Source organism: Streptomyces sp. NRRL F-2580, from assembly GCF_000720115.1.
Classification (GTDB): Bacteria; Actinomycetota; Actinomycetes; order Streptomycetales; family Streptomycetaceae; genus Streptomyces.
In genome coordinates this window covers 31,214-54,923 of record NZ_JOIR01000052.1, presented here as the reverse complement: position 1 = coordinate 54,923, position 23,710 = coordinate 31,214, and the positions used below count along the sequence as shown (strand labels likewise).

Annotated in this window: 27 protein-coding genes and 3 pseudogenes; 12 read left to right on the top strand and 18 right to left on the bottom strand. The window is 69.5% G+C overall.

Going from position 1 to position 23,710, the window contains the following annotated elements:
- Both IF88_RS41455 and IF88_RS0136225 read right to left on the bottom strand, forming a co-directional pair.
- A pseudogene (locus IF88_RS41455) lies at positions 1–165 on the bottom strand (PRC-barrel domain containing protein); the annotation flags it as partial.
- Between the two features lie 181 nt (positions 166–346).
- The gene (locus IF88_RS0136225) at positions 347–508 is read right to left on the bottom strand and encodes a hypothetical protein (RefSeq protein WP_030722722.1); all 162 of its coding nucleotides are present in this window, start codon (positions 506–508) and stop codon (positions 347–349) included.
- 142 nt (positions 509–650) lie between these two features.
- Here IF88_RS0136225 and IF88_RS0136220 point away from each other — a divergent pair, with 142 nt between their 5' ends.
- Positions 651–1,073, top strand: a complete 423-nt coding sequence (locus IF88_RS0136220; protein WP_030722719.1) for a hypothetical protein — start codon at positions 651–653, stop codon at positions 1,071–1,073.
- Positions 1,074–1,173: 100 nt separating this feature from the next.
- Here IF88_RS0136220 and IF88_RS0136215 read toward each other — a convergent pair whose 3' ends face one another.
- The gene (locus IF88_RS0136215; RefSeq protein WP_051838178.1) at positions 1,174–1,755 is read right to left on the bottom strand and encodes a DUF2231 domain-containing protein; all 582 of its coding nucleotides are present in this window, start codon (positions 1,753–1,755) and stop codon (positions 1,174–1,176) included.
- 169 nt (positions 1,756–1,924) lie between these two features.
- Here IF88_RS0136215 and IF88_RS0136210 point away from each other — a divergent pair, with 169 nt between their 5' ends.
- Positions 1,925–2,344 (top strand): DUF3618 domain-containing protein, encoded by a 420-nt coding sequence (locus IF88_RS0136210; protein ID WP_078893363.1) that lies wholly within the window; start codon positions 1,925–1,927, stop codon positions 2,342–2,344.
- A gap of 10 nt (positions 2,345–2,354) precedes the next feature.
- Positions 2,355–2,513: pseudogene (locus tag IF88_RS44790) on the top strand (DUF4235 domain-containing protein); the annotation flags it as partial.
- Positions 2,514–2,721: 208 nt separating this feature from the next.
- Here the strand turns inward: IF88_RS44790 and IF88_RS0136205 are convergent.
- The 4 genes and pseudogenes from IF88_RS0136205 to IF88_RS41450 all read right to left on the bottom strand — a co-directional run.
- Complete coding sequence (locus tag IF88_RS0136205) at positions 2,722–2,958, bottom strand: DUF6479 family protein (protein ID WP_030722702.1); 237 nt, start codon at positions 2,956–2,958, stop codon at positions 2,722–2,724.
- Positions 2,959–3,353: 395 nt separating this feature from the next.
- Positions 3,354–3,620 carry a hypothetical protein gene (locus IF88_RS0136200; protein ID WP_030722700.1) on the bottom strand — a complete coding sequence of 89 codons (267 nt, stop codon included), beginning with the start codon at positions 3,618–3,620 and terminating at the stop codon, positions 3,354–3,356.
- A gap of 142 nt (positions 3,621–3,762) precedes the next feature.
- Positions 3,763–4,656, bottom strand: a complete 894-nt coding sequence (locus IF88_RS0136195; protein ID WP_030722697.1) for an SDR family oxidoreductase — start codon at positions 4,654–4,656, stop codon at positions 3,763–3,765.
- Position 4,657: 1 nt separating this feature from the next.
- Positions 4,658–5,007 (bottom strand): annotated as a pseudogene (locus IF88_RS41450) (NADPH-dependent oxidoreductase); the annotation flags it as partial.
- A gap of 365 nt (positions 5,008–5,372) precedes the next feature.
- On the opposite strand from IF88_RS41450, the gene IF88_RS0136185 reads away from it, so the two are divergent.
- On the top strand, positions 5,373–6,188 hold the full coding sequence (locus IF88_RS0136185; RefSeq protein WP_030722695.1) for a sulfite exporter TauE/SafE family protein: 816 nt from the start codon (positions 5,373–5,375) through the stop codon (positions 6,186–6,188).
- 478 nt (positions 6,189–6,666) lie between these two features.
- Here the strand turns inward: IF88_RS0136185 and IF88_RS0136180 are convergent, their stop codons facing one another.
- The 5 genes from IF88_RS0136180 to IF88_RS0136160 form a co-directional block, all read right to left on the bottom strand.
- On the bottom strand, positions 6,667–7,272 hold the full coding sequence (locus IF88_RS0136180) for a hypothetical protein (RefSeq protein WP_030722693.1): 606 nt from the start codon (positions 7,270–7,272) through the stop codon (positions 6,667–6,669).
- Positions 7,273–7,320: 48 nt separating this feature from the next.
- The gene (locus IF88_RS41445) at positions 7,321–7,971 is read right to left on the bottom strand and encodes a DUF6286 domain-containing protein (RefSeq protein WP_234323824.1); all 651 of its coding nucleotides are present in this window, start codon (positions 7,969–7,971) and stop codon (positions 7,321–7,323) included.
- Between the two features lie 35 nt (positions 7,972–8,006).
- The gene (locus IF88_RS0136170) at positions 8,007–8,408 is read right to left on the bottom strand and encodes a hypothetical protein (RefSeq protein WP_030722689.1); all 402 of its coding nucleotides are present in this window, start codon (positions 8,406–8,408) and stop codon (positions 8,007–8,009) included.
- A complete protein-coding gene (locus IF88_RS0136165; protein ID WP_030722688.1) occupies positions 8,405–8,584 on the bottom strand; it encodes a hypothetical protein in 180 nt (59 codons plus the stop codon). Before IF88_RS0136165 ends, IF88_RS0136170 begins: the two co-directional genes overlap by 4 nt.
- Before the next feature lie 81 nt (positions 8,585–8,665).
- Positions 8,666–9,142: an Asp23/Gls24 family envelope stress response protein gene (locus IF88_RS0136160; protein WP_030722686.1), complete on the bottom strand. Its 477-nt coding sequence runs from the start codon at positions 9,140–9,142 to the stop codon at positions 8,666–8,668.
- 164 nt (positions 9,143–9,306) lie between these two features.
- Between IF88_RS0136160 and IF88_RS0136155 the strand changes: the two genes are divergently transcribed.
- From IF88_RS0136155 to IF88_RS0136145, 3 genes are read left to right on the top strand one after another with little or no spacing between them, the layout of a single operon-like run.
- Positions 9,307–9,951: an RNA polymerase sigma factor gene (locus tag IF88_RS0136155; RefSeq protein ID WP_078893361.1), complete on the top strand. Its 645-nt coding sequence runs from the start codon at positions 9,307–9,309 to the stop codon at positions 9,949–9,951.
- Complete coding sequence (locus IF88_RS46065) at positions 9,942–10,613, top strand: hypothetical protein (protein ID WP_051838174.1); 672 nt, start codon at positions 9,942–9,944, stop codon at positions 10,611–10,613. Before IF88_RS0136155 ends, IF88_RS46065 begins: the two co-directional genes overlap by 10 nt.
- Complete coding sequence (locus IF88_RS0136145) at positions 10,610–10,963, top strand: Asp23/Gls24 family envelope stress response protein (RefSeq protein WP_030722677.1); 354 nt, start codon at positions 10,610–10,612, stop codon at positions 10,961–10,963. The genes IF88_RS46065 and IF88_RS0136145 overlap by 4 nt, the downstream gene beginning before the upstream one ends.
- A gap of 591 nt (positions 10,964–11,554) precedes the next feature.
- Here IF88_RS0136145 and IF88_RS0136140 read toward each other — a convergent pair.
- Positions 11,555–11,830: an isoamylase early set domain-containing protein gene (locus IF88_RS0136140; protein WP_030722674.1), complete on the bottom strand. Its 276-nt coding sequence runs from the start codon at positions 11,828–11,830 to the stop codon at positions 11,555–11,557.
- 740 nt (positions 11,831–12,570) lie between these two features.
- On the opposite strand from IF88_RS0136140, the gene IF88_RS41440 reads away from it, so the two are divergent.
- Entirely contained in the window at positions 12,571–12,993 is a 423-nt protein-coding gene (locus IF88_RS41440) for an STAS domain-containing protein (RefSeq protein ID WP_037808334.1), read from the top strand.
- A gap of 680 nt (positions 12,994–13,673) precedes the next feature.
- Positions 13,674–14,096, top strand: a complete 423-nt coding sequence (locus tag IF88_RS41435; RefSeq protein WP_158754801.1) for a hypothetical protein — start codon at positions 13,674–13,676, stop codon at positions 14,094–14,096.
- Between the two features lie 47 nt (positions 14,097–14,143).
- Here IF88_RS41435 and IF88_RS46965 read toward each other — a convergent pair whose 3' ends face one another.
- Positions 14,144–16,084 (bottom strand): NACHT domain-containing protein, encoded by a 1,941-nt coding sequence (locus IF88_RS46965; RefSeq protein WP_158754799.1) that lies wholly within the window; start codon positions 16,082–16,084, stop codon positions 14,144–14,146.
- Between the two features lie 731 nt (positions 16,085–16,815).
- Here IF88_RS46965 and IF88_RS0136115 point away from each other — a divergent pair.
- The gene (locus IF88_RS0136115; protein ID WP_030722662.1) at positions 16,816–17,931 is read left to right on the top strand and encodes a glutamate--cysteine ligase; all 1,116 of its coding nucleotides are present in this window, start codon (positions 16,816–16,818) and stop codon (positions 17,929–17,931) included.
- Between the two features lie 249 nt (positions 17,932–18,180).
- Here IF88_RS0136115 and IF88_RS46960 read toward each other — a convergent pair whose 3' ends face one another.
- Both IF88_RS46960 and IF88_RS0136105 read right to left on the bottom strand, forming a co-directional pair.
- Positions 18,181–18,345, bottom strand: coding sequence for a hypothetical protein (locus tag IF88_RS46960; RefSeq protein WP_158754797.1), 165 nt, complete (start codon positions 18,343–18,345; stop codon positions 18,181–18,183).
- A 170-nt stretch (positions 18,346–18,515) separates the two neighbouring features.
- Entirely contained in the window at positions 18,516–19,850 is a 1,335-nt protein-coding gene (locus tag IF88_RS0136105; RefSeq protein WP_030722659.1) for an alpha/beta hydrolase, read from the bottom strand.
- Positions 19,851–19,918: 68 nt separating this feature from the next.
- Between IF88_RS0136105 and IF88_RS0136100 the strand changes: the two genes are divergently transcribed.
- Entirely contained in the window at positions 19,919–20,533 is a 615-nt protein-coding gene (locus IF88_RS0136100) for a TetR/AcrR family transcriptional regulator (RefSeq protein WP_030722656.1), read from the top strand.
- Positions 20,534–20,538: 5 nt separating this feature from the next.
- Here the strand turns inward: IF88_RS0136100 and IF88_RS0136095 are convergent, their stop codons facing one another.
- Together IF88_RS0136095 and IF88_RS0136090 are read right to left on the bottom strand one after the other, a co-directional pair.
- Complete coding sequence (locus IF88_RS0136095) at positions 20,539–21,114, bottom strand: site-specific integrase (RefSeq protein WP_051838171.1); 576 nt, start codon at positions 21,112–21,114, stop codon at positions 20,539–20,541.
- A gap of 795 nt (positions 21,115–21,909) precedes the next feature.
- The gene (locus IF88_RS0136090; RefSeq protein ID WP_420711029.1) at positions 21,910–22,380 is read right to left on the bottom strand and encodes an Lrp/AsnC family transcriptional regulator; all 471 of its coding nucleotides are present in this window, start codon (positions 22,378–22,380) and stop codon (positions 21,910–21,912) included.
- Positions 22,381–22,518: 138 nt separating this feature from the next.
- Here IF88_RS0136090 and IF88_RS0136085 point away from each other — a divergent pair, with 138 nt between their 5' ends.
- Positions 22,519–23,709, top strand: coding sequence for a CynX/NimT family MFS transporter (locus tag IF88_RS0136085; RefSeq protein ID WP_037808328.1), 1,191 nt, complete (start codon positions 22,519–22,521; stop codon positions 23,707–23,709).
- Position 23,710: the final 1 nt, after the last annotated feature.

Sequence of the window (23,710 nt, the reverse complement as noted above, 5' to 3'; positions counted from 1 at the left end):
GATCCAGACGCCGGTGTCCACGACCAGGTAGGCGTCACCGACCTCGTCGGAGTGCTTGTCGACCTTGCCGATGCTGCCGTCGGTCGCCTCGACCTTGTAACCGGTCAGATCCGTACCGGCCAGGTGGCCCGAGGTCGGCTGGTAACTCCACACGTTCTCAGTCACGCGAAAACAACTCCTCGGTCAGCGGGGGGCGGCGGGGAATGAAATCTCCGCCGATCCTCCTTTTGTTCCGTACGTCGTGCTCGGCGGTCGTGCTGCGTTCCGCCTGGACTTCGCCTGCCCCGCCTTTTCGGCTTCACGCACCCGGATCATGCAGTGTCAGAACTGCGCTGTTGGCGTGTGGCTACCAGCGGTACCAGCGGCCACTACCGCCCTTGGGTCGGGCGACGAAACCGATCAGCCACAGGATCAGGACTGCAGCAGCCACCCACCAAAGAATCTTCACCGCGAAACCCGCGCCGAAGAGGATCAGGACCAGCAGAAGAACGAGAAGCAGGGGAACCATAGTTATCAACCTCCGAAGCGCCGTCTGCCCGGCCGAATTCAGGACATGCATTCGATTCTTATGTGTTTCTTATCCTGGCGGCCGGGCATGAGATCTTGTCCGTATTTCGTGAGGCCGCTTCGACGGAGCCCCGTCGGAGCCGATGGATCCGGCACACCGGGTTCCGGACGGCGTCGACGAGAAGACGGTGCGTGCTCTGGGTGCGCTTTCGAAGGCGCTGGAAACCACGGAGCGGGCTCGTGGCCACCTCTACGGGTTCCATCAGCTGACCGGGACTGCGGACTTCGAGCTCGGCGAAGCGGTGCGACTCTTGCGGGAGGCGGGCTACGAGGAGCAGGCCGCCCTGGTCGAGCGCGAGATCGTGGGCCGCAACGTCATCCCGGGGCATTGGACGTTCCAGATCATCGAGGCCTACACCTCCACCTACTACCAGCCGTTCGCCGCGGTGGAACGTGACATCGTCGACGAGGTGGCCGGTGGGCGTGGCCATCTCCTGGAAGCCCGCCTCAAAACGATTCGCCGCACCCCCCACCACCCTGACCACACCGCAACGCCCCCCTCCTGAAGAACGCCCGGCTTGGCGACGGCTCGGGGGGGGCCTACCGGACTCGGCTCCGATCGGGGCTCAGCAGGGGGTATGGAGCGGGCGCGACGCAGGGGCTCCCTCACGTTGCGGCGTGCGCTCCGACGGCCTGCCGGTAGGCCACGTGGCCGCCCAGCGCACCGCTGACGGCTACCGCAGCCATCCCGCCCAGGGCCCACAGTCGGCCCTTCGCCGAGCGGCCGCGGAGCCGTGCGGTCAGGGACGCGGTGTAGCAGGCCACCGCAGCGACATTGGAGGCCGCGTGGGCCAAGCCGACCCGGGCCTGCTCGGGCGGCAGGTCCGCCCAGTCCGCCCAGCCGGCGACCGCTGCCGGTGCGACGCCGGCCAGGCCGACGGCGGTCAGGGTGGTCGCCGCCTGGTGTGCCCCGGGCACGAAGTCGAGTACCGAGGCCGACAGCCAACATCCGATGGGCACCTGCACGAGCACGGGGTGCACGGGGTGGCCCAGAGGCCTGCCGCGCAGCAGATCGCGCATGCCGCCCAAGGGGAGCGAGCGGATTCCCCGCTGCAACACCCGGATGGCCGGATCGGCCACCGTGGTCCGCTCGAGCCGGTCCAGGGTACTCAGCCAGCATGCCGAGGCAGTGTCGAGGGCCGCGGTCGGCCCGGCCGCGGGCGAGGTGTCGAGGGTGCGTGAGTTCATACACGACGCCTACCCGCTGCCACGCCGCTATCCCGGCCTGGCGCCGACTGCACCCGAACGCCAGGCCGCCGAGGCGGGGGGCCGCGGTCTTCATCGCCGTCCTGCTGCGCCGACCCGCGCAGAGCTCCTGCTCGTCGGGACGGGTGTTGAGGCGGTGCCGGGGTAAGCACTGCGCAAGAAGATCGAGCGCACTCGCGACGAGCTCGGCCAGACCGTTGAGGCTCTGGCCGCCAAGGCCGACAGCAAGGCCCAAACCAAGGAGAAGACCGCCGCCATGAAGCAGCAAACCGCCGAGAAGACTTTCCTCATCGCCGACCAGATCCGCGAGAAGGCGGAACAAGCGGCCCGGCTGGTGCGGGACAACACCCCCGACTCGGTCCTGGACAAGACCGTCCAAGCCGCCGCACAGGTGTGGGGCGGCGCGACCCGCGCCGGACAGTACGCGGCGGACATGACCCCGGACCCGCTGCGGGAGAAGGCCGGCCAAGCCGCGACGGCCGTACGGGGCAACCGCACTCCGCTCCTGGTCGCCGGCGCTGTGATCATCGCCCTCGTGCTGGTGCGTCGCAGCCGCGCACGTCGCCGATGAAGGCCTCCACCGCACGTGGAGGCAGATCCTGCTAGCCGCTGCGACCCAGGGAGCGATCTTGGCTGTGGTCAAGGCCTCGGTCGACCGATCGGGCGCAGTGGCCATACGTCGTCCGACCGGAGCCCCCTGCCGGGTAGACGGACGCTTCAGTCGATCTGGCCCTGGGTGATGACCTGGATTTCGTTGGTTTCCTCGTTCCGCGCCCGGTACACCGCATGCGGGCCCTCGTCAGGGACCTCCTCGATCCGTCCCTTCTGCGGATCCGGCCGCCCTCCGTGACTCCGGTGAAGCCTTTGCTTCTCGCGACTGAACGAGCCTTTGGGGCCCTGATATCCATCTGGCCGTTCCGATTCGAAGGATCAGTGGGTCCGGCCCGTCTACTCACGGTCGGGATACTCCTGGTCCTTTTGATCGCGCCCATGCTCTTCCGGCGTCTGCCAGGAGTCCGCGCGGCGTTGTGTGACAGGGTTTTGCTCGGTCGGCGGTACTTCGCGGCGCCTGCGTCTGCTGCCGTACCAGAAGGCGCCGATCAGGAGGATGACCAGGACCACTCCGGCGAACATGAGGAAGAGTGAGGCCTGGCCTTCGGCCGCGAGTGTTTCGATAGCAGTCATGCGCGGCCCCTACCCCCGATCCATGGACATACCAGCCGTCGAACGGGTTTATATCGACGGTGTGCCTGCCCGGCTCGTTACCCCAGCGGACGGCGTAGGCATGTCGCCCATCCCGGCCAATCCCTCGTTCTCGGCGAGCGTCACAAGCGTCGGCCGGGCCTGTTCGACGGGGGACCAGATCATCTGTGTCCTGATGGTCGTACGTGTTCAGCATGCCGATGATGACAACTGCGGTCTTCGCCATGCCCCTCCAAGCTGCCAGAAACGGCTGGGCGCGAGCCGCTGACACGAGCGACCTTGCGGCTCCACCGCCCGGATCCGGGCCGCGAAAGAGCAAGGCCGAGACAGATACCGCACCGTCGTTGGTCTGCGGGTGGCGGCGAGGGGCAGTGGCGTCAGAGGTAGGCGGGCAAGCGGTCCCAAGCGCGGTGTTCGCCCAGCGCCTGCGTCAGCTCCTCCACGATCGCCGTGCTGGTGTCGCCGGTGGCGATGTCCGGCTCGTTCGCTCCGATGCCGCACGATTCGAGGAGATCCCCGGCGCCGTTCCGGCCGCCGATGGCCTTGCCGTGCCGGTGCGCCTCGGTGACGAGCAGCAGGACGCGCGGGGGGTCGGGGGCTTGCTTCGGGGGCAGCGGCTCACCCGGCTGCATGGGCTCGGCCACGGGCGGGGGCACCGGGCCCGGTCGGCCCGGCAGTCCGTTCGTGGCGGCGTCTACTGCCTGCTGCTGTTGCTACGTCATGGGGGGTCTCCTTAGGGGCGCCGGCGTGGTCGGGCGAGGGACCTGCGCATGTGAGCGCGGCAGGTTACGGGAGGGGTGTGCCGCCGGTGGCGTTGACGATCTCCCCGGTGATGTAGCTGGCTTGAGGTGAGGCCAGGAAGACGTAGGCGGGAGCCATCTCTGCCGGCTGGGCCGCTCGGCCCAGGGGCGACTGCTTGCCGAACTCCGTCACGTCGGGCATGGTCGCCGGGATCAGCGGCGTCCAAACCGGCCCGGGGGCGACGGCGTTGACGCGGATGCCGCGCTCGGCGACCATCTGCGCCAGCCCGTGGGTGAAGGAGATGATCGCCGACTTCGTCATCGCGTAGTCGAGCAGGTGCGGGCTGGGCTGGTAGCCCTGCACCGACGTGGTGTTGATGATCGACCCGCCACGCGGAATGTGAGCGAGAGCCGCGCGGGAGAGCCAGAACATCCCGTACAGGTTGGTCTTCATCACCCGGTCGAACTGCTCCGTGGTGATCGCCTCGATCCCGTCGGGCTGAGACATTTGGTACGCGGCGTTGTTGACGAGGATGTCGAGGTGCCCCAGCTCGCCCACGGCGCGGTCGATCAGAGCCTCGCACTGCGTCTCGTCGCGGATGTCGCACTCGACGGCGACGGCCTTGCGGCCTGCGTCGCCGACCAGTCGTGCGGTCTCGGCCGCCTCGTCCGCTTCCTCGGGAAGGTGGGTGAAGATGACGTCCGCGCCTTCACGGGCGAAGGCCAGGCACACGGCCCGGCCGATGCCGGAATCGCCTCCGGTGACCAGGGCCGCCCGGTCCAGGAGTACGTCGTGGCCTTGATAGGAGTCCTCGCCGTGGTCAGGGCGGGGATCCATCTCCTCGGTCGAGCCGGGGTGTTCCTGCTCCTGGTCGGGGAACGGCGGGCGCGGGTAGCGGGTAACGGGGTCCGAAACGCGGGGCGCTTTATGGGACGACATCGACGACGCAGACCGCGGCGGCCTTGCCGTAGGTGAGCATGCGGCCCTCGTCGTCGGTCTGGGAGATCTCGGCGTTCAGCCGTTCCAGGACCCGCTGGGGGTGGCCGAGCCAGATCGGCGTGGAGAGGATGCGGATGTCGCAGCCCAGGATCGTGTCCCTGATCTCCGGCCAGGCGTCCCCGTCGCCCATGTCGGTCTGCACGCCGGCTTCACGTCGTGATCGGCGATCCGGACGGTCTTGCCGGTGACGCCGTGCTCGGCGAGAAGCTGGGAACTCGACGGCGCGGGGGAGGGGGACAGGGTGCAGACGAGCGCGACAGCACGGAGCGGGGTGTGAGTGTGGGGGGCCATGGTGCCCGGCTACCCACGCACCCCGCATTGATGTAGCAAGCGGTCCCATTCATCCCCTTTGGCTCAATCCGCAGAGTGTGGAGTTCTGGAGGCCGCACCGTCTTGATTCGCGGCTGAACCCGGCAGAGCGCCCGCGGCGCCTGGCCTGGGCTACAGGCCGCTCCGGCGGGCGCCGGCGCACGATGACATGACACTGTCGGGAAGGGTGTCGTGACGCCCGAGGTTCGGGCCCGAAGCGCAGGCGTGCCGAGCGGGCGGGGCGCGCTCGGAGGTCATGACAATTCCTGGGCAGGTGTTCAGTGGGTTTCCCTGAAAGTACGGTCAGTCCGTAGCGGGCCGTTCCGTGAGCAGCGAGGATGCCCGTCGTGCGCACTGACCAGAATCCTGTCTCCCTTCGCTCGGCGCGATCGGCGTCCGTCGTCTTCGGTGCGGGAGCGGCCATCGGCGTTCTGGGCGGGATGATCGGTCTGGGGGGCGCGGAGTTCCGTCTGCCGCTGTTGATCGGCCTCTTCGGGTTCGCGGCGCTCTCAGCGGTCATCCTGAACAAGGCGATGAGCCTGGTCGTGGTCTCGGTCGCGTTGCCCGCCCGGTTGGTTGCGGTCCCGGCCGCCGAACTGGCAGCGCGGTGGCCGGTCGCCGTCAACTTGTTGGCGGGCAGCCTGGTCGGCGCCTGGGCCGGAGCCACCTGGGCGGTACGCATGCGCTCCGCCACCCTGTACAAGGTCCTCGCGGCGTTGATGGTGCTGATGGTCGCCGCCCTGATAGTCACGCACACCACGGCCCTGGACGGGCTCGCGCTACCCCTGGGGGCGCAGGTGCCTGCTGGCGTCGCGGCCGGGTTCGGGATCGGCGTGGTCGCGGCGATCATGGGTGTGGCAGGCGGGGAGCTGCTGATCCCGACGATCGTGCTGCTGTTCGGTGAGGACGTCAAAACCGCCGGAAGCCTCTCTCTTCTGGTCTCCCTGCCCACCATGCTGGTGGCCTTTGCCCGCTACAGCCGCGACGGCAGCTTCGCCGTCCTCGGCGCCAACCTCCGCTTCATCGCGGTCATGGCCACAGGATCGATCGCCGGCGCCGTTCTGGGCGGGCTGCTACTCGGCGTGTTCCCGGACTTGGTCCTCATCCCCCTGCTGGTCGTGATCCTGCTTGTCTCCGCGGTCAAGCTGGCCCGCCACAACTGACTTCAGCGAGCACCCGCCGGGGCGCCTCCCGTTCTCGTGAACATCGACGTCGCCCCGTCAGCAGGACAACCCGAGCGCTCCACGGCAAACCGGTGAAGAGCCACGGCAAGCGAGGCGAGGACCAGAGCAAGGGCTCCGAGCAGAGGGGCATGCACGAACTGGGCTCCCGCGGCCGCTCCCAGCGGCCCAGCGGGACGAAAGGCGCCTCCGCCGCGACGGGCGTGGATCCTCAGGACCCGCCCGGCAGGCGCCGCGCCGGGTAGCGCCGCTTTGGCACAAGCCATCCGGAGTGCGTCAGGAAGGTAAGCACACTCGAAGCTGAACTGGAGGCTTCGTTCAAGGCTTTGGGTATGGCGAGGAGGCGAGGATCTTTCTGCAGCTCAAGCCGTGGGGCGAGGAGACCCTGGTCGTGTGCGACGAGCACCCCGAGCACCCCGAGCACCCGACGGTCGGGTGCTCGGACTCGGGCGCAGAGGACTTAGTCGGCGCGGTGGGCTTTGTGCGGAGTTACCCGCAGCTGCACCTTCGCGGGGAGGTGGGTCTGGCCGGTGGAGTGGCGGGCGCGTTCCAGCGGACCGTCGCCCAGCGCCTGGAGGACGGGGCCGGGGGCGCTGTCGGAGGTAAGGGTGAGGTCGAGGTGCGCTTCCGGATGCTTGGCCGAGCCGTCCATCCTTGCCCGGGCTTTCTGGACGCCGGGCTGTTGTTGCGCGTCGGCGGCCAGAGCGTTGCTGAGGGCGCGCTCCCGCAGTTCCACACCGTCCGCGGCGGGCAGTCCGCCCACGGGTATGTGTCCGGGGTGCGTGCGGCGCAGTTGCGCCAGCAGCCACCACGCGGCGAGCAGAACGACGATGGCCAAGACGGCGATGACCACGGGCCCCCACCATCCCTCGTCCGTCCAGCGGGTGCGATCGGCGGCGTCGAGCAGGACGCCGTCGGGAGTGGTCAGGGGCCAGCCGTCCGGTGGTGCCAGCCGCCAGCGCCGGTACAGGTCGAAGCCACCCGCCAGAATCAGGATGCCTGAGCCGAGCAGGACGATGCCTGTCAGGGCCAGCAGGACTCGGTTGATTGCGGACTTCCTCTTCATGGGATCCGTTTCCTGTCTCTCGCTCGGCCATGGTCCTTCAGCGACGAGTCACTTCCGGCGCGGGCGTACCCGAACGGCGAGCCGAGGAGGGCGGGCGAGGGCAAGCCGGTCGAGTTCCTCCCGTAGAGCGGCCAGGAGATCGGCCTTGACGTCGGCCGGGGCGCGGAAACGCACGTCCGCCCGGGTCCCGACGCGGTTCCGGGAGATCCGGATCCTGGCGGTACTGACCCCGGGGACGCGCATGGCGGCGTCCCGCAGAAGGAGTTCCGCGGCGTCACGGTCCAGCACGGCCTGCGTCTGCGCGTCGGGGGTTCTGAGGGGCAACTGGTCCCGCAGGCCGGGGGTGAGTGCCAGGACGATCAGCCAGAGGCCGAGGAGGCCGATGACGACCGCCCCGATCCGTATCCAGGTGTCATCCAGCGGGCGGGTGGCCAGTTCGTCGGCCAGGCGCGTGCGCCAGGCTGATGCAGGCCGGCCCGCGTGGACCCTGATGATGTCGAACAAGAGGGTCCCGGCCGCAGCCCCGATGAGCAGGGCGGTCAGCGCCGCGGGTATCCGGCGCGCGGACCACGGGCGCCTGACCGTCGGCAGTGGGCCGGCCGAGGACTGCTTTGCCAGTTGCTCCACCGTGCGGGAGGTGACCTCGTCGGGTGCGGAGGACTGCTCCGACCCGGCCGGGGGCGCTTGGTCCCGTTTCATACCGGCTCTCCTTCCCGGTGTGCCTGCGGACCGGTTCACTGCACGCGTCGGTCTTCCAGGCCGTTGGCGGGAACCAGGTGCTCGATGGCGAGGGTGACTTCAGTGACGCGCATCCCGGTCAGATGGGCGACCCGCTCGCTGACGTAGTGCTGCACCTGGCGGGAGGCACCGGCGAGGTCTATCGGGTAGGGCAGGTCCAAGGTCAGTCCCAGCCGGGCTGTGCCGCTCCCGGCGGTGACCGAGGCGTGCGGAGCGGCCAGCTTCGCATGCGCGGCTGACGTATCCGCGTGCGCGGCCAGAGCCTCCCGTGCGGCGCGGGCCGCGATACGGGCCACCACCTTGTCCGGGATCACCGTGGCGCCACGTTCGGCAGCCGGCAGGACCGGCCGGGTCGCTGCTGCTCCGCCGGGCGAAGCAGCGGCAGGCTGCGAGGTCACTGCCGGTCCCGGGAACGCGTGAAGTCGGAGAGCTCCAGGTCACCCTGCAACATGCGGCCGATCACCAGGCCCACCAGGCCCAGGAACGCCACGAGCAGGAACGCCCAGAAGCCGCCGAAGAATGCGGCGAAGCCCAGGGCCATGCCGGCAAGCAGGCCCGTGGTTGCTGCGCTCATCTCACTCACCTGAATTTCACGTCTGAATGTCACGTCGATCGTTTCTTCGCCCGGCGGCGGAATGCCGTGGGCTGCGAGGGATCACTGCACGCGGCCCTCGACCTCCTCGTCCTCCTCGTCGGGCAGGTGGACGTCGTCGACGGTGATGTTCACTTCGACGACCTCCAGGCCGGTCATGCGTTCCACAGCCGTGATGACGCTGGTGCGGACGTCGGCGGCGATGTCCACGATGGCAACGCCGTACTCCACGACCACGGCGAGATCGACGGCGGCCTGCCGTTCGCCCACCTCGACCTTCACGCCGCGAGACACGTTGGAACGTCCGCCGGCGACCTTGTCCGTTACCGCCCCGAGCGTGCGGGCCATACCGGAGCCGAGGCTGTGGATGCCCGGCACCTCGCGGGTGGCCATTCCTACGATCTTTTCGACGACGCTGTCGGCGATGGTCGTCCGGCCCCGCGTCTCGGGAGCCGTTCCGGCGCCGGTGTGGCCCGTGAGCGCCTTGCCGGCAGGGCGCGACACGTTCCCGCCCGCGGTGGGGTTGACGGTGTCCGACATGAGGACCTCCCCAGGGTGTCGGTCCGGGCGCCGGTGCGGTGCCCTCATGCTTTAGACACGCCGCAGGGGCATTCCTCACTCGGCCGGCGTGACGTACACCGCATACCATCGAGGAGTGCGTACGCAGGCCGTGACGACCGTCTCCGGCAGAAAGCGAGCGGCGGATGCGCAATCGGACGAGACCCCCGCCCCCGAACGGCACACACCTCCCGCTGCGGCCGACGCCGCAGCCGATCGCCGACGTCGCCGCAGACCGGGGCAGTGCCAGCGACCTGGACGACAGTGTCCTGGCGGTACGGGCTTCCGAAGGGGATGAAGAAGCCTTCGCCGTGCTGGTCCGTCGGCACGGTAGCCGCCTGCTCGCCCTCGCCCAGCATCTGCTCGGCAACCGGGCAGACGCCGAGGACGCCGTCCAGGACTCCTTCCTCAGCGCCTGGAGGCGGCTCCCGGAATTCCGCCACGGCGCCTCGTTCGGCACCTGGATGTACCGCATCGTCACGAACCGTTGCCTCAACACTTTGCGTCACCAGCCCCGCCCTCTGCCCCTGGACGTCGTCCCCGAACCCGCTGCCGCGGACGCGGACAGCTCGCCGCCCCGCGTGGCTGAGGCGGACGCAGCGACAGCCGCCCTGGTGCGAGCGCTGATGGAACTGCGCCCCGAGCTGCGCGTGTGCTGGGTCCTGCGGGAGCTGCACGGCCTGCACTACGAAGAGATCGCCCACGTGGTGGGCACCAGCGAACAAACGGTGCGCGGCAGACTCTTTCGCGCACGACGCGCTCTGATGGAGGCGATGCGCCCATGGCGCTAGACGACCCGCACCTCACCTCCCACGACGAGCCCGAGAACGTGGGTGCCCCGAGGACCGGGGCACCACTGATCCCTGACGCCGAGCTGCTGGTCGGCGCTGAGCTGCTGCCCTGTGGACGCCCCCTCGGCCGCGCCTGGGAACAGGCCCGGGACCCCGCCGGTGCGGCAGACCCGCACAGCACCAGCTGCCCCTACTGCCAAGAGGCTGTCGAAGGGCTGGCAGCCCTGGACCGGGCCACCCTTGCTCTGCGCGCCGAGGAACAACCCGACAGCCACAGCCTCGCCAACCGGGTCATCAACGCGGTCCGGGCCGAGGTGCGACTGGGGACCATGCTCTGGCTGGACGATCCCGAACGCAATCTGCGCATCGCCGAGAGCGCCGCCGCGAAGGTGCTGCGCCGGGCCGCCGACACCGTCCTCGGCGCCCGCGCGGCCAGCTGCCGCCTGATCCCCGTACCGGACGGCCACTCCGTCGCCATCACGGTGGCAGCCGCGCTCGACAAGCCGCTGCGGGAACGGGCCGAAAAGGTGCGACAAGCTGTCCTCAACGCCGCTGAGCACACCCTCGGTCTCGCCGTCACAGCCGTCGACCTGGAAATCAACGCCGTGCTGGAACTCCCCAGTGTGCCGGGTGGCGCGCGGTTCGAGCTGAGCGAACGATGACCGCCCCCCACCCTGAGGACATCCAGCAGGCGGCAGCCGCAGCAGCCCTCGCCGCTCCCGGTGTCGCCGCACTTCAGCCCGCTCTCGCCGACCGACTGGCTCTCGCAGCCTCCCGCGCCATGACGGCAAGAACCACCTCGCACCACGAGGCGGCCGGCATCCGCTGCGAACACACCCCAGAAGGCGGATGGCACGTGGAAGTGCGCTGCATCCTGCACGCTGACCGTCGCGTCGTCGACATCGCCCGACAGGTTCGCGAGGACGTGCGGACCGCAGTCACCGCCTGTCTCACCCAACACGACGCAACCCAACCCGTCGCCGTCCTGGTCACCGTCACCCGCACCGTTTGAACCGACCGCTCGCACGCCCTGCCTGCCGGCAGCGGCTGCATGACAGGCATCGTGCCGGTTGCGGCGGGGTCGTGCCGGTGTTGACGCGACCAACGGGGGCGGCGACAGGAAAGGACACAACCAGAGCAAGCTGAGGGGGCGTCGGGCTGTGACCGGAAGAAGAGGCGTCAACCACGGTCACAGCCCGACGACAGCAGGAGGCGTGGACATCCTGCCGTCTGAGTCAGCGTGCGCCCAGCCGGAACGGATTCACCGGTGCGGCTGGCCAGGAAAGGCGGGAGCCCCCCGATCGGCGCAGAGGTGGGTAGGCGGGGGTGGCCGTGCCCATAGCCTGCCGGGGTGAGCCGACGTGGCCTTCGACGACACCAGAGTTCCAGGGCAGGTCGTCCTGCCGGAGCGCGGCAAGCCATTCGGGCAGACGCCTCACCCTTGCGGTCCGCGAGCATGGCCGCGAAAGCCCGGACGTGATGAGTGAGCGCGTCGCTGCCCGGCCGCTGGGACTGCTGGGCCAACGAGAGGCGCGGGTGATCAGGGAGGCCGCTGTGCCGGGCCGGCTCGGGGGCGGCTCGGCAGCGGCCTGCAGATCGGTGGTCAGGTGTGGAGCCGGCTGTTGGTGCCGTCGTGGCTGTCGGCGTGTTCGTCGTCGAACCAGTAATCGCCGGCTGCGAGGTAGCGGAAGGAGTGCGCACTGTGGGCGGGCAGGGCGACGGTCGCGGCGCGGGTGCCGTCACCGCGGGGCTCCAGGGGGTGGGCGGCGGGGTTCCAGTGGTTGAAGTCCCCGACCACGCTGACCGGCCCGTCCGGGGCGTCCTCGGGGAGGATGAAGGTGACCTGGGTACGGCCCTTGAGCTGCTTGCGTTCGAGCAATGAGGGACTCCAGCCGCGAAGAATCGGGGAAACCGGCCCGTGCATCCTCGCGTCGGCGTGTGCGTGGTGCAGTGGTACCGGGCCGTGAACCGGGCGGAGGTCACCCCGGTGGGCGCGTTTCATCCTCCAAATGGCGGCAAGTGCGCGACCGGACCGCGGCCTTGTCCACCTAAGGCCTGACGGACATCATTCTCATCCGGCCGGTTCGCGGCGCCCGCTCCAGACGCACTCGGGGACGTATCGGGCGCAGCGATCGGACTGGCACGACAGAGCGGTGCGGGCGCGGTGGTCAGGTGTTCGGGCGTGCAGTGATGGGGAACAGGCGCTCGGCGCCGCTGAGTTCCAGCAGGTGGTTGGCCTGCGGGAGGTGTGACGACGGATCTGGTCCTAGGGGTGGTGCTGTCCCGGTCCGGCAGACCGAGGGGCAGACGGGGCGCGTCCGCTGGACGCGACGATGACGATGAAGTCCAGCGATCCACGTCGCTCCTTCCCATATGTACGGCCTATCCACAGCGGCCGGGCGTCGTCTGGACTGCGGCCGTGGCTTCTGGGACTGTAAGGGGGACAACCAGCCTGGTCTGGTGGGAGACCCCGCGCCGCCCCTATGGCCATGCAATGGCCAAGGCCTGGTACGGGTGGTCTCGCTCGGCTGCGCGTGGCCCTATGCCATGCGCTCAGCGGCTTTCTCTCCCGCATCGGCGGGCGACCGTGATGGGCTCGACCCCTGAACGGGGCGAACCATGAACGACGGCATCCACGTCACCATGAGCCACGGTCCAGAAGGCACATTCATCACGGTGGCCGGCGAACTGGACATGGACACCTGCCCGACCCTGCACCGGGCCACCGCCGCCGCGGCAGCCAATGGCACCCCCTTACGCCTGGACCTCAACGGCGTGCCCTTCATGGACGTCATCGCACTGCACCTGCTGCTCGACCTCCAGCACGACTTCCAACGACGTCAAGCACCTTTGGCCATCAGTGGATTCCAGCGGCAGCCCATTCGGCTCCTCGCCCTCACCTCCAGCGACCACCTGCTCCACTGCACCCCGCCACGCAACGTCGTCTTCCCGCCGGTCTCCCTGGAGTTGGGGTCCCGCCTGACGCCGGCCCGGAGGCATCGAGCCGCACATGCTGTCGACGTTGCGACGCGTCGGTGTTGACCACCACAGTCGAGGGGATTGTGGCGAGCCCGGCTGAGCGGTCGAGTCAGTGTTGACTGATCCGCGGGTGCTCGATACCCGACCGCTCCGGCACGCTGGCCCTCGCGGTGTGGGGGGCCTGCTCGCCCAGGCCCCCCTTGGACCTCTCGCCGTCCAGGGAGAGCCCAGCTCCGAGCGCCGGCGCCGCGGCAGCGGCATTCCCTCGGGCGAGCAGGCACGCCCGGGATCGCGGCCTCGTGGCGGGTGACGGCCTCCTGGCGCAGCTTCAAGCCCTGTCGTCCCGACTGTGCTTCATGCACGTCGGAAGCCGTTCTCTCATTCGTGAGGGGACGGCCTTCTCCGTGCCCGAGGGTGTAGTGGGCGCGGCCGCCCAGTTCGGCACGTGGACACCGCCCCGGCGCAGGCTGAGGGCCGCTCCTTTGCGTAGACCGCTGCCGATGAGGAACGCGAACAGGTCGGCCGTCTCCGGATCGGTCTGGCGGCAGTGCGAGAGGAAGCGGGCGGCTTCGTCCGCCCTCGCCGAGCCAGGCGGCTGGTCCTCCGGGGCCAGGGTTCGGCTCGTTGTCCGCACTCAGATGGTCAGATGCGGTCGTTATGCGCTACTTTCTGTCGTCTCCTTGCGCTCGGATGCAGCTGGATCGACGGTGGGCTGAACGCTTACCGCAGCGCTTGGAGGCTCCATGAGGAAGACCCGACGCACGGCGGCAGTATCCGCGGTGGTGCTCTGCGCCCTGCTCACCCTCGGTGCCTGTGGTGGGGGCGGGGGCGGTACGGGTGGTACCTCGGGTGGCAACGACGAGCCCGGTGTCTCGGTCGGCGGCGCCTCCGCCGACCAGGGCCGGATCCCCGGCATCCCGGCCGCTCTGATCGGAAGTTGGAGCGGCGGCAGCTCCGACGGCTTCGAGTCCTCCGTGTACAGCTTCTACCCGGACGGCTCGTTCAGGATGGACATCGGCAATGCGCGCATCGTCGGTCGTTTCACGGTCGACGGGAACCACCTCACGACCTATGCCCAGGGGGGATCATCCCAGACGTACCTGTGGGGGATCGGCCCCCAGGGGTACCTCTTCCTCAACGGCCAGAGCTACGTTCCGTTCAACTGACCCGGTCACCCTCCGCTACCGAGGTGGCGGTCAGCCACTTCTGGAATTCACGGTGGCGGAACTGGTAGGCGCCGCCGGCTGTGCGCAGCAGACCGCCCTCGTAGGCCCAGTCCAGGAACCGCCCGAGCCGCCGCGGCAGCCGACGGCCCAGACAGAGCAAGAACACCAAGTACCGGCGGCCGCCCCCGAAGAGCGACGCCCATTTCATGGACACGGCGAGCAGCCCCATGATCATCGCGTCGGGGCTGGGCGTGGAACCGAGTACGAGTACGTCCGAGAAGGACATCACCCACCACGCGGCCATGATGGACATTCCCGCGGCGAGGAGGGCCACGCAGCCGATGAGGAGGTCGCCGCGGAATTCGTGGCGCCACTTCACGGCGGCATTGGTGTCTGATGCGTACATCCGGCCGTACGCCTGGGTGATGCCGGTGCCGATCACGTTGACGATGCCCAGCCGGACTGCCCAGAAGGCGGCGAGGGGGGGGTAGGAAGGCGACGAACGAAGAGACGCCGAACTTGGCCGCCAGCCAGGCCAGGGGGAGGGCGAGGAGGGCGCCCAGCGGGGCAAGGACGAGCACCGCCGCCAGCGAATCGATCAACAGGGTCGCGGTCGCCCTGGAGAACACCCTTCCCCAGGGCACACAGGCCGGATCGGACTGGAATTGCAATGCCGTGTGAGCCGTGAGCGCGGCGGCAAGACAGATGGTCGCCGCCATCGCCCGCGGATTGGCGCTCCCGGCGAGGAACGGGATCGGCAGGAGAAGGAGGAACGCCAGAGCGACGGTTACGGCGTCCAGGCAACGTACGCGGAGTGGGCCGGCGATCGGCCAGAGGCGCTGCCGGTGGATGTCGGTACGCTCGGCGCCGGCGGGCCCGGGTGCCAAGTGGCGGGCGATGGTGCTCAGCCAGCGCCGGATCTTCTCCGCATCGTGCGACGTCGGGTGCAGGTCCACGACTGCCGGGATGAACAGGGAGAGCAGATGCTCTCGCAGTGCCTGCTCCGTGGCGTAGCCGAAGAGCTCCGCGGGATCGCCTCCCCTTTGGTAGACGGTCTTGAGGAGGAAGAGCCACCAGGGAGTGGACAGGGTCTCGCGCAGCGCCCCCGACCAGTGCGCGGGCAGGGCGGCGAGAAAGGCCCGCCAGCGCTCGTCGTGCTTGAACAAGTGGGTCAGGTGGGCTTCGATGCGTACGCGGTCGAGGGGGTCGATGTCGATGCCCGCCGCGTGCCACAGGCGCTCGGCGACGGGCAGGGCGTCGTAGTGGCCGGTGCGGCACACCAGGACGAGCGGAAGGCCGGGCGCGACGGGCCCGTAGGCGTTGAGGGCCTTCAGCACCTTCAAGGCGCGTGGCGCCCCGGGGTCGGGGAGTTGCAGTCCGTCTGGGCCGTACACGGGGGCGCCGTCCTCGGTGGTCAGGCCCGGGTCCATCTCGTCCAGTCCGTCCAGGACCGGAATCAGCAGCCGGTGCTCGATGATCCAGGCCGCGCGCTGCGGTGAGATGCCATGTGCTTGGACCACATGGGCGGTCAGGAACTGCTCGAACGGGATGTCGGTGCTCCATTCCGCCAGCGACAGCCGGACGGGGACAGGCCCGCCCGAGGCACGTCGTCCGAGGAGTTGCATCAGCAGCTCCACCGACAGCACGGTCTTCCCCGCTCCAGGAGGGCCGGTGATGACGAGGCGGCCCGTGGACGTCCCTTGGTAGTACGTGGCGATGTCGGGCACACCCGACGCGCCGTCCTCTTCGAGCTGCCCACAGGGAGGGGCCTCGCCCGGGAGCCTGTCGTCGGGGCGGCGCGTGTAGGACAGGTTGAGCCTGTGGCCGTCCTGTCCCACCATGGCGCGCAGCCCGCTCGCTTCGTCTTCCGCGATCCTTCCCGCCAGCGTGTCGACCGCGGCTTCGGCGAGTCGGCGCGCGTCATCCGGCTGGCCGAGCGCGAGTCGGGCGGCGTTCAAGCCCGCCCGTGCGAGCACGAGGTCGGCCACCGCGGCGACCATCGAAACGATCGAGGAAGTGTCGCCCGCGTCTTGGTCGCCCCTTGTCAGTTGTACGATCCCCCACCCGCCTGCGGCGGTCAGCGCAAGCCCTCCGGCCAGTTGGAGACAAGCCTCCGCCAGCCGCCCCCGGCGCCCTCCCCGATGCCTTCGCCTCATTCCAGAAGTGTGCTCGGGGCACCCGTACCGGACACCAGGAGGGATCGGACCGTGACGGAAACATTGGACGTGGTACGCAGCCCCCTCGGGCCGGGAGCGCCATGGATCCTGCCCTTGTCTGCCTCAGAGGCTACGGCTGAGGGGGACCTCTCCCGTCGTCCCAGCGGGACCTCCTCGGTGAACGTCCTACCGAGGGAACGAGGCGGATTTCTCGCCTGCAGTCGGCACGCACGCGGCCATCGACTGGGCGTTGAGTTCATGCGGCCGTTTTCGATCTCGGTTTCGTTGCTGTGGCGGGTGCCCTCAGAGTCGGCGGACAGGCTCGCCGGTCGCGGCGCCGCAGGCGCAGGTGGTCACGGTCGGGATCATTCGCTTCGAGGGTGTCGGCGAGGTCGTCGAGGCGCTGGGCCATGGTGGTGTAGAGCTCGGTGACGGCTTGCTGCCGATGGGGGTGTGGCGGGCGGAAGTGACCTCCACCGGGGAGAACGCGCAGGGCGGCGGCATGGTCGAGAGGAGGCGGGGCAGGTGCGGGGCATCTGACGGTTCGATCCACAGGCGGGCACATGCGAAGCGTAGGCGTGGAAGAAGAGCTGCTGCTCGTGGACGCGGACAGTGGTGCCCCGCGCGCTGTGTCGGGGGCGGTGCTGGCGGCCGCGGAGCGCTCGGCCTGGCGGCGTCCCGGCACGAGCGGTCGACGGGACCACGAGTTCGAGAAGGAACTGCAGAAGGAGCAGCTGGAGTTCGCCACGAAACCGGTCACGGCGATGGGCGAGCTCCAAGAGGAGATCGTCCGCATCCGCCGTGAGGCGGCCCACCACGCGGCGAGTGCCGGAGCCCTGGTGGCGGCGGTCGCGACATCCCCGCTGCCCGTCAAGCCGTCGTTGAATGCCGGCCCGCGCTACCGGTGGATGGGCGAGCAGTTCGGACTGACCGCGCAGGAGCAGCTGACCTGTGGGTGCCACGTCCACGTGTCGGTCGCGTCGGACGAGGAGGGCGTCGCGGTCCTGGACCGCATCAGGCCCTGGATGGCCGTCCTGACGGCGATGAGCGCGAACTCGCCCTTCTGGCAGGGCGAGGACAGCGGGTACGGAAGCTACCGCAGCCGGGTATGGAACCGGTGGCCGTCCGCCGGCCCGGTCGAAATCTTCGGCTCCGCCGACCGCTACCACGAGCAGGTCCGCGCGATGATCGACACCGGAGTGCTGCGCGACGAGGGCATGATCTACTTCGACGCCCGCCTGTCGGCCACCTACCCCACCGTCGAGGTCCGGGTCGCCGACGTCTGCCTGGACGCCTCGACGCCGGTCCTGCTCGCCGCCCTCATCCGCGGCCTGGTCGAGACGGCGGCCCGCGCCTGGCAGGACGGACAGCCTCCGGCCAGGGTGGGTACGAGTCTGCTGCGACTGGCCTCCTGGCGGGGCGGCCGCTCCGGCCTGGACGGCCCCCTGCTGCACCCCGAAACCATGAGGGAGACGTCTGCCGAGGACGCAGTCGAGGCCCTGTACCAGCACGTGCGCGAGGCGTTGAAGGACCAGGGCGATGACGAGCGGGTCCGGGAAGGCATCGCGCACCTGCACGAACGGGGGAACGGCGCCCGCACGCAGCGCCGGCTGCACGCCGACGGGCAGGGGCTCGCATCCGTGGTCGCTCGGTGTGCGGAGATGACGATCAAGCCGTGAGGCGCTGCGGCGGCTCGGGCAGGACCGGTGCCCGCGGCCGATGTGATGCGGGTGCCGGACCGGGCAGACGCGGGGCATGCCGGTGTGAATGTGATGAGCGATGAACGGAGCGCGCGGTCCCCAAGACCGGGAAGCGCAACCCGGGCGCCTGCCCCGCCGTCGCGGGCTCGCGGCGAAAGCGGCGACTCGGAGGCCCGCCGGGGGCCGTAGTACTCCAGGGCCGGAGCGGCTGCGCGAAAGGCCCGGGAGTCACCCGGCGCTGCCGGTTCCGGGCGGATCCTGCGGGTCGACGCCGGTGGATGCGAAGGCGTCCTTGGTCCCGCTGGGGCGCTGCGAGCGGACCTTGGGGCCCGTCTCGTACATGCCTTCCTCGTCGCTGGCCGCCTTGCGCCGGTCCTCGCCGCGACTGCTCATGCTGTGGCCTGCCTGCCTGCCTTCCGGATACGGGAGATACCCCCTTGGCGCCGGCCACTGGTGCCTGCGTCCTTTTCCGGACTAAGAGATCGCCCTTGGCTGTACTTCGCGCAGGGCCCGGGCGGCTTCGAGGGTTCGCCCGCCGTTGCCGGTGACGGGCTACAACGTCATCATTTGTGGTCGCGCAGGAAGGTAGGGATCTCGTCGCGGGTCGGGTAGTTCGGCAGGGGGGCTGGCTTGTCCTGAAGGAACGCAGTGATGACGGCGGCGGCTCGGTCGTTGTTGTCGTCCAGGCCGTTCCACATGTGGTGTCCGACTCCGGGGATGTACTGCATGCGCTGGACAGCGGGGTCATGGGCAAGGATGGCGGCCGCCCATTGACGGACCTGAGAGGAGCATTCGGCGATCATCAGCATCGCGGGGGTCCGGGACTGCCTGAGTAGCGGTGCGATGGAGGGCGAGTCCTTGACTGTCTGCTGGACACGGAGGCTGGCAGCGGGGCTGAAGGAGAAGTTCTGTGCGGTGTCCTCGGCGGGGATGCGGTGCGCCTCGCGCGCGCAGTAGGCGGATGCGGTGTCGCTGCCGAGGTCTGCGGCGGTGAAGGCGTTGTCGCCTTCGGCCTGTCCGATCAGTCCGGTGTCGGGGGTGAGGAGTCCGAGTCGCATGAGGCCGAATGCCACGGCGTACCGGGGGACGTGCGTCGATCGCGGTCCTGCCGGGGCCGGGGCGAGGCCCCGTGCGGATGCTCGGCCCTTGTGCCCGGTGATGTGTGCGGTGGGGCCGTCCATGGGCCCGGGCTCGGCGATGATCGCCCGGTGCAGGCGTGTGGCGACGCCAGGGTCGGCCAGGGCTCGGGTGAGCACGACCCCGCCTCCGGAGAATCCGAGGATGTCAACCTCGCCCTTGTCCAGGCGGTCGACGAAGGCGGCGAGGTCACGGACCGACCTGGAGATCGTGTACTGGTCCATGGCGAGCAGGTCGCTTCGTCCGCCGCCGGCCTGTTCGTAGGCGTAGACGTCGTAGCCCTGACGTGCCAGGAGTTGCAGGAACCGGTGGTCTTGCACGGAGATGCCTCGGACGGGTCCTCCGTGGAGGTACACGAACGGGACGGGATGCCGGGGGCCGGGGTTCGCGGGCGGGTAGTGATACACCGCGACCCGGCTGCCTGTGGCCAGGTTCCACTGCTGAGTGGACACGAACGGCAGCGCGGGCGGGTGCCGCCGGGCCGTGGGCACGGTCGGGATGCAGACCGTCGCCGTCAACGCCGCCGCGATGACCACCGGCAGGAACGGCACGAGCCGCGCCGGCCAGGTGCGGTGCCGGCCCCGCCACAGCGCGAGGACAGTCCCGGTCCCGAGTGTCGTCAACCAGGCGGCGAGCCCCGAACCTGCCCCGTCCGTGAGGGCGATCAGTGCGAGAAAGACGACGACCAGCGTCGCGACGGCGGCCAGGGCCAGCAGTAAGCGTCCGGTGAAGCGGACGAGACGTAAAACGGACGTGGGCACGGCGGACCTCCGACAGTTTCAGAACGCTGTTTCAAAACGACGTTATCAGAGGGGGTAGGCTGCTGGCCGTGGGTAGGCCGAGAACGAACGACGAAGCCGTCAAAGAGCGGCTTGTGGAGTGCGCGACCGAGATGCTCGCCACCCGTCCGCAGGAGTCGGTGACGGTCCGCGCCGTGGCTGCTGCTGCCGAGGCGTCGACGACGGCGGTGTACTCCTTGTTCGGTGGTAAGGACGGGCTGATCGGTGCGGTGCGCGACAGAGCCGTCGCCGGCCTGTTCCAGCACGTGTCGGCGGTGCAGACCTCCGCGGACCCTCTCGCCGACCTCTACGCGCTGGCCTTCGCCTACCGTCGTTGGGGGTGCGGATACAGCCACCTGTACACGGTGCTGTTCGGTGGTGTGCAGTCCTTCGACCCGTCGGGGGAGGTCGGTGCCAGTGACCCGATCCGTCCGCTCCTCGCGGCGATCGATCGCGCCTTGACGGCGTCCGTCCTCGCCGGCGACGCAACGGCGATCGCCCTGTCGATCTGGGCAACCCTGCATGGGCTCGTGACTCTCGAACTGGCCGGGGCCCTCGACGCCACCACGGCCGAGGCCGCATTCCGCTCGTCGATTCACGCCACGCTGCGCGGATGGGCGACCGCGGAGGTATTCCGCAGTCTTCGCCAAGCCGAACTCGCTTGACAGGATCAGGGCCGGTATCCGGGCTCTCCCGATCCTGGCTGAAGCAGTGGTGCGTGGTCGGTGAAGACCGGCATGCCAAGGTCAATCAGCTGCGGCCGGCCATCGGTCGGAGCCCGTTTGAGGCTGTTGAGCGTGGCCATCGCGGCGTCAAAGCCGACTTGAAGTCCTTCGACCTCGCCAAGCCAGCCGTTGGCGCGGGCCTCGCGGATGCGCTCACGGAGGTTCTGGACGATCTGCGGGAGGCGGGGCCGCTGGTGGGGATCCATCTGGAAGACGGGGCATCGGATGCAGGCGTGCTCGTGCTTGCACGGGGTTCCGTAGGGCCGCCCGCAGGTGCCCAGTGACACCTTGCGGAGCTCGAAGTGCTGCCGGAAGTCGTGCCACTCCTGCTCGGTGGGCTCGCGGTACTCGTCCTGCGGCCGGTCAGCCCGGCGCCGGTCGAGGAAGCCGCGGTAGGTCCGCACCAGGTCGTCCTGGAAGACCGCAAGGTATGCCTGAGTCGTGGTCAGCGTCTTGTGTCCGAGGATGCGGGCGGCGATGTGGACGGGCAGCCCGCCGGTCACGGCCTCGGTGGCGAACATCCTGCGGAAGTCGTGCGGGGTGTAGGTCAGCGGCTGGCTGTCCTGCCTGGTCGCGCAGGCCGGTTGCTTCCAGCGTTCGATCGAGCCTGTGCTTGACGGCGGCCTCGCTCATACCCTGCGGCTGCCAGTAGGGCCGCCGCTGGAAGAGGTGGGGCAGCAGCGGGCCGGTAACGCGCTCGTGGGAGTCGTAGCGGGCAACGAGCGGGATCTTGCCGCCGTTGGCGTCGCGAAGGCGCTTGATGATGGTGGCCATTCGGATATCGCGCGAGAACTCGTCCAACTTTGCTGCGATCCTCGCTCGTTCGGATGCGCAACATCTACCGACTAGACCGACCGGGGGATGCGCCGTGGCCCGGCGAGGTGCTCGGTAGTCCGGTCAACACCTCTGTGCCCCCCCGCAGGCGCAGGCGCATCTGCCCTCGCCGGCCTGATCAGCAATGTGCGCACGACCCCGGAGGCAGATGCCACGTGGTCCTGGCGGCGCCGTGCCTGGCGGGCGCGCAGGTGGCGGGGGCGGGGGTGGCGAAACCGTCGACCATGGACGTGCAGTTGCGGGCCAGATCTGCGGCCGCCGCGTCGGAGAGTGGCACGCCCGCTCAGTCGCGGACGGCAAGTGCGAGGACCTCGGCGGCCCCGTCGAAGAGCACCACGCGGTCCTGCTGCCGATCGGCCATCGCTTCGCGCCACCGCCGACTGACGTACTAGCTGTGCCATCTCATGAGGTCGGTTCCAGGGGCAGTCGGGCTGATGCCGTGGTGGGATCGCGCGGCACGAGCGGCTCCGCCGCCGGTGGGATCAGCCGTTCGCGAGGCGTCGCAGGAGGGACCGGGGTCGGTAGGGGATGACTTCTGCCAGTGAGATGGCGGTGCTGGTCCGGTCGACGCCGTCGATGGCGAGGATCGCTTTGGTGATGCGGTGGAGGTCGGCGGTGTCTTTGGCCACGACGTGCGCGAGGAGGTCGGCGTCACCGGTGGTGTAGTGGACCTCGATGACTTCGGGGAGGGCGAGCAGTCCCTCGTGGACGCTGTCAGGCTCGGCCTGGCTTACCGCGAGCGACATGAATGCCACCAGACCGTATCCGAGGGTGGCGGGGTCGACTCGTCGGCTGAAGGGCTTGAGCGTGCCGTCGGCGGCCATCCGGCGTAGCCGGGCGTGAACGGTGTTCCGGGCCACGCCCAGGGTCTGGGCCAGGGCGAGGATCGTGGCGTCCGGGTCGTCGTCCAGGGCCAGGGCGATCCGGGCGTCCAAGGGGTCCATGAGTGTCATGATGCGCATTCTGACATCTAGATCACACTCTATTGAGCATCTGTCGCACTAGGCAATGGATGTATTGCGCGGATGCCCTGGCGTGTGGTCAAGGTGGTGGGACGTTCCGTGCCCCTGCCCCGATGAAGGACCGCCCCCGTGGCCTTGAAGACGCGCCCCACCGGCACCTGTAGCTCCTGGATCGCCATCGTGTCCGCGGGGGTGGCTGCCGGGCTGCAGGTGTGGAAACTGCCGCCCGCGCTCCCGGCCCTGCGGCACGACCTGTCACTGACTCTGGTCCAGGCCGGGACCCTGTTGGGGGTCATCCAACTGGCCGGGATGCTCGGCGGACTTGCCGTGTCGCTCCTGGCCGAACTGATCGGCGAGCGGCGTTGCCTGAGCGGGGGGCTGGTCCTGTTGTTCCTCGGATCGGCAGGCGGCTGCTTCGCCTGGTCGGCGGCCCCTCTGCTGGCCTCCCGAGCGGTCGAGGGTGCCGGTTTCATCCTGGTGGCGGTGACCGGCCCGGGGCTGATCCGCCGCAGCACGCCACCCGGGCGTCTCACCACGGCTATCGGCTTCTGGGGTGCTTTCCAGGGCATCGCCACCTTCACCGGGCTCATCGCCGGCGCACTGGTCTTGCAGGTGGTGCCGTGGCGGGTGTGGTGGTGGGCCATGGCCGTGCTCGCGCTGGCGCCGCTGCCCTGGGTCCTGGCCCGCGTTCCCCGTGACCAGGCCGGTGGTGCGCGCGGCGCGGTGGCGGCCCTCACCCGGATCGGACGCACCGTCCGTTCTCCCGGTCCATGGACGGCCGGCCTCGTCTTCGCCTGCTACACGCTCCAGTGGATGGCCGTGGTCGGGTTCCTGCCCACCATCTACCGGGACAGCGGGATGACGGGCGTTTGGCCAGGCGTCCTCAGTGCCGTGGTGGGCGCGGTGAACGCCATCGGCTCGGTCACCACCGCGGCACTCCTAAAACGCGGCCTGCCCGCCCGCGCCCTCCTCATCCCCGCCTTCGCCCTGATGGCCATCACGTCGCTGCTGGCCTTCGCCCCCGATTGGCACACGCTGCCCGCTGGCACTACCGGGCAATTCCTGTGCGTCGCGGCCTTCTCCCTGACCGGCGGCGCGATACCAGCCACCTTGCTGCGCAAGGTCGCAGAACTGACGCCGAAGGGCGGCTCCGCGCCCGCCACCATGGGCCTGTTCCAGCAGCTTTTCAACACCGGCAGCTTCATCGGCCCCACTATCGCCGCGTGGCTGGCCGCCGGCACCGGCGGCTGGCACTCCACCTGGTGGTTGACCTGCGCCTGCGCCGCTCTGGGCATCGCCCTCAGCACTTGGGCGGGCTGAT

Coding starts and splice junctions, on each gene's coding strand:
- IF88_RS0136115 (WP_030722662.1), top strand. CDS start 16,816: ATGCGAAGCGTAGGCGTGGAAGAAGAGCTGCTGCTCGTGGACGCGGAC.
- IF88_RS0136205 (WP_030722702.1), bottom strand. CDS start 2,958: ATGACTGCTATCGAAACACTCGCGGCCGAAGGCCAGGCCTCACTCTTC.
- IF88_RS41440 (WP_037808334.1), top strand. CDS start 12,571: ATGAACGACGGCATCCACGTCACCATGAGCCACGGTCCAGAAGGCACA.
- IF88_RS0136195 (WP_030722697.1), bottom strand. CDS start 4,656: ATGTCGTCCCATAAAGCGCCCCGCGTTTCGGACCCCGTTACCCGCTAC.
- IF88_RS0136165 (WP_030722688.1), bottom strand. CDS start 8,584: ATGAGCGCAGCAACCACGGGCCTGCTTGCCGGCATGGCCCTGGGCTTC.
- IF88_RS46065 (WP_051838174.1), top strand. CDS start 9,942: ATGGCGCTAGACGACCCGCACCTCACCTCCCACGACGAGCCCGAGAAC.
- IF88_RS46960 (WP_158754797.1), bottom strand. CDS start 18,345: ATGAGCAGTCGCGGCGAGGACCGGCGCAAGGCGGCCAGCGACGAGGAA.
- IF88_RS0136160 (WP_030722686.1), bottom strand. CDS start 9,142: ATGTCGGACACCGTCAACCCCACCGCGGGCGGGAACGTGTCGCGCCCT.
- IF88_RS0136090 (WP_420711029.1), bottom strand. CDS start 22,380: ATGACACTCATGGACCCCTTGGACGCCCGGATCGCCCTGGCCCTGGAC.
- IF88_RS0136215 (WP_051838178.1), bottom strand. CDS start 1,755: ATGAACTCACGCACCCTCGACACCTCGCCCGCGGCCGGGCCGACCGCG.
- IF88_RS41435 (WP_158754801.1), top strand. CDS start 13,674: ATGAGGAAGACCCGACGCACGGCGGCAGTATCCGCGGTGGTGCTCTGC.
- IF88_RS0136220 (WP_030722719.1), top strand. CDS start 651: ATGGATCCGGCACACCGGGTTCCGGACGGCGTCGACGAGAAGACGGTG.
- IF88_RS0136155 (WP_078893361.1), top strand. CDS start 9,307: ATGCGCAATCGGACGAGACCCCCGCCCCCGAACGGCACACACCTCCCG.
- IF88_RS0136145 (WP_030722677.1), top strand. CDS start 10,610: ATGACCGCCCCCCACCCTGAGGACATCCAGCAGGCGGCAGCCGCAGCA.
- IF88_RS0136225 (WP_030722722.1), bottom strand. CDS start 508: ATGGTTCCCCTGCTTCTCGTTCTTCTGCTGGTCCTGATCCTCTTCGGC.
- IF88_RS0136095 (WP_051838171.1), bottom strand. CDS start 21,114: ATGTTCGCCACCGAGGCCGTGACCGGCGGGCTGCCCGTCCACATCGCC.
- IF88_RS0136180 (WP_030722693.1), bottom strand. CDS start 7,272: ATGAAGAGGAAGTCCGCAATCAACCGAGTCCTGCTGGCCCTGACAGGC.
- IF88_RS41445 (WP_234323824.1), bottom strand. CDS start 7,971: ATGAAACGGGACCAAGCGCCCCCGGCCGGGTCGGAGCAGTCCTCCGCA.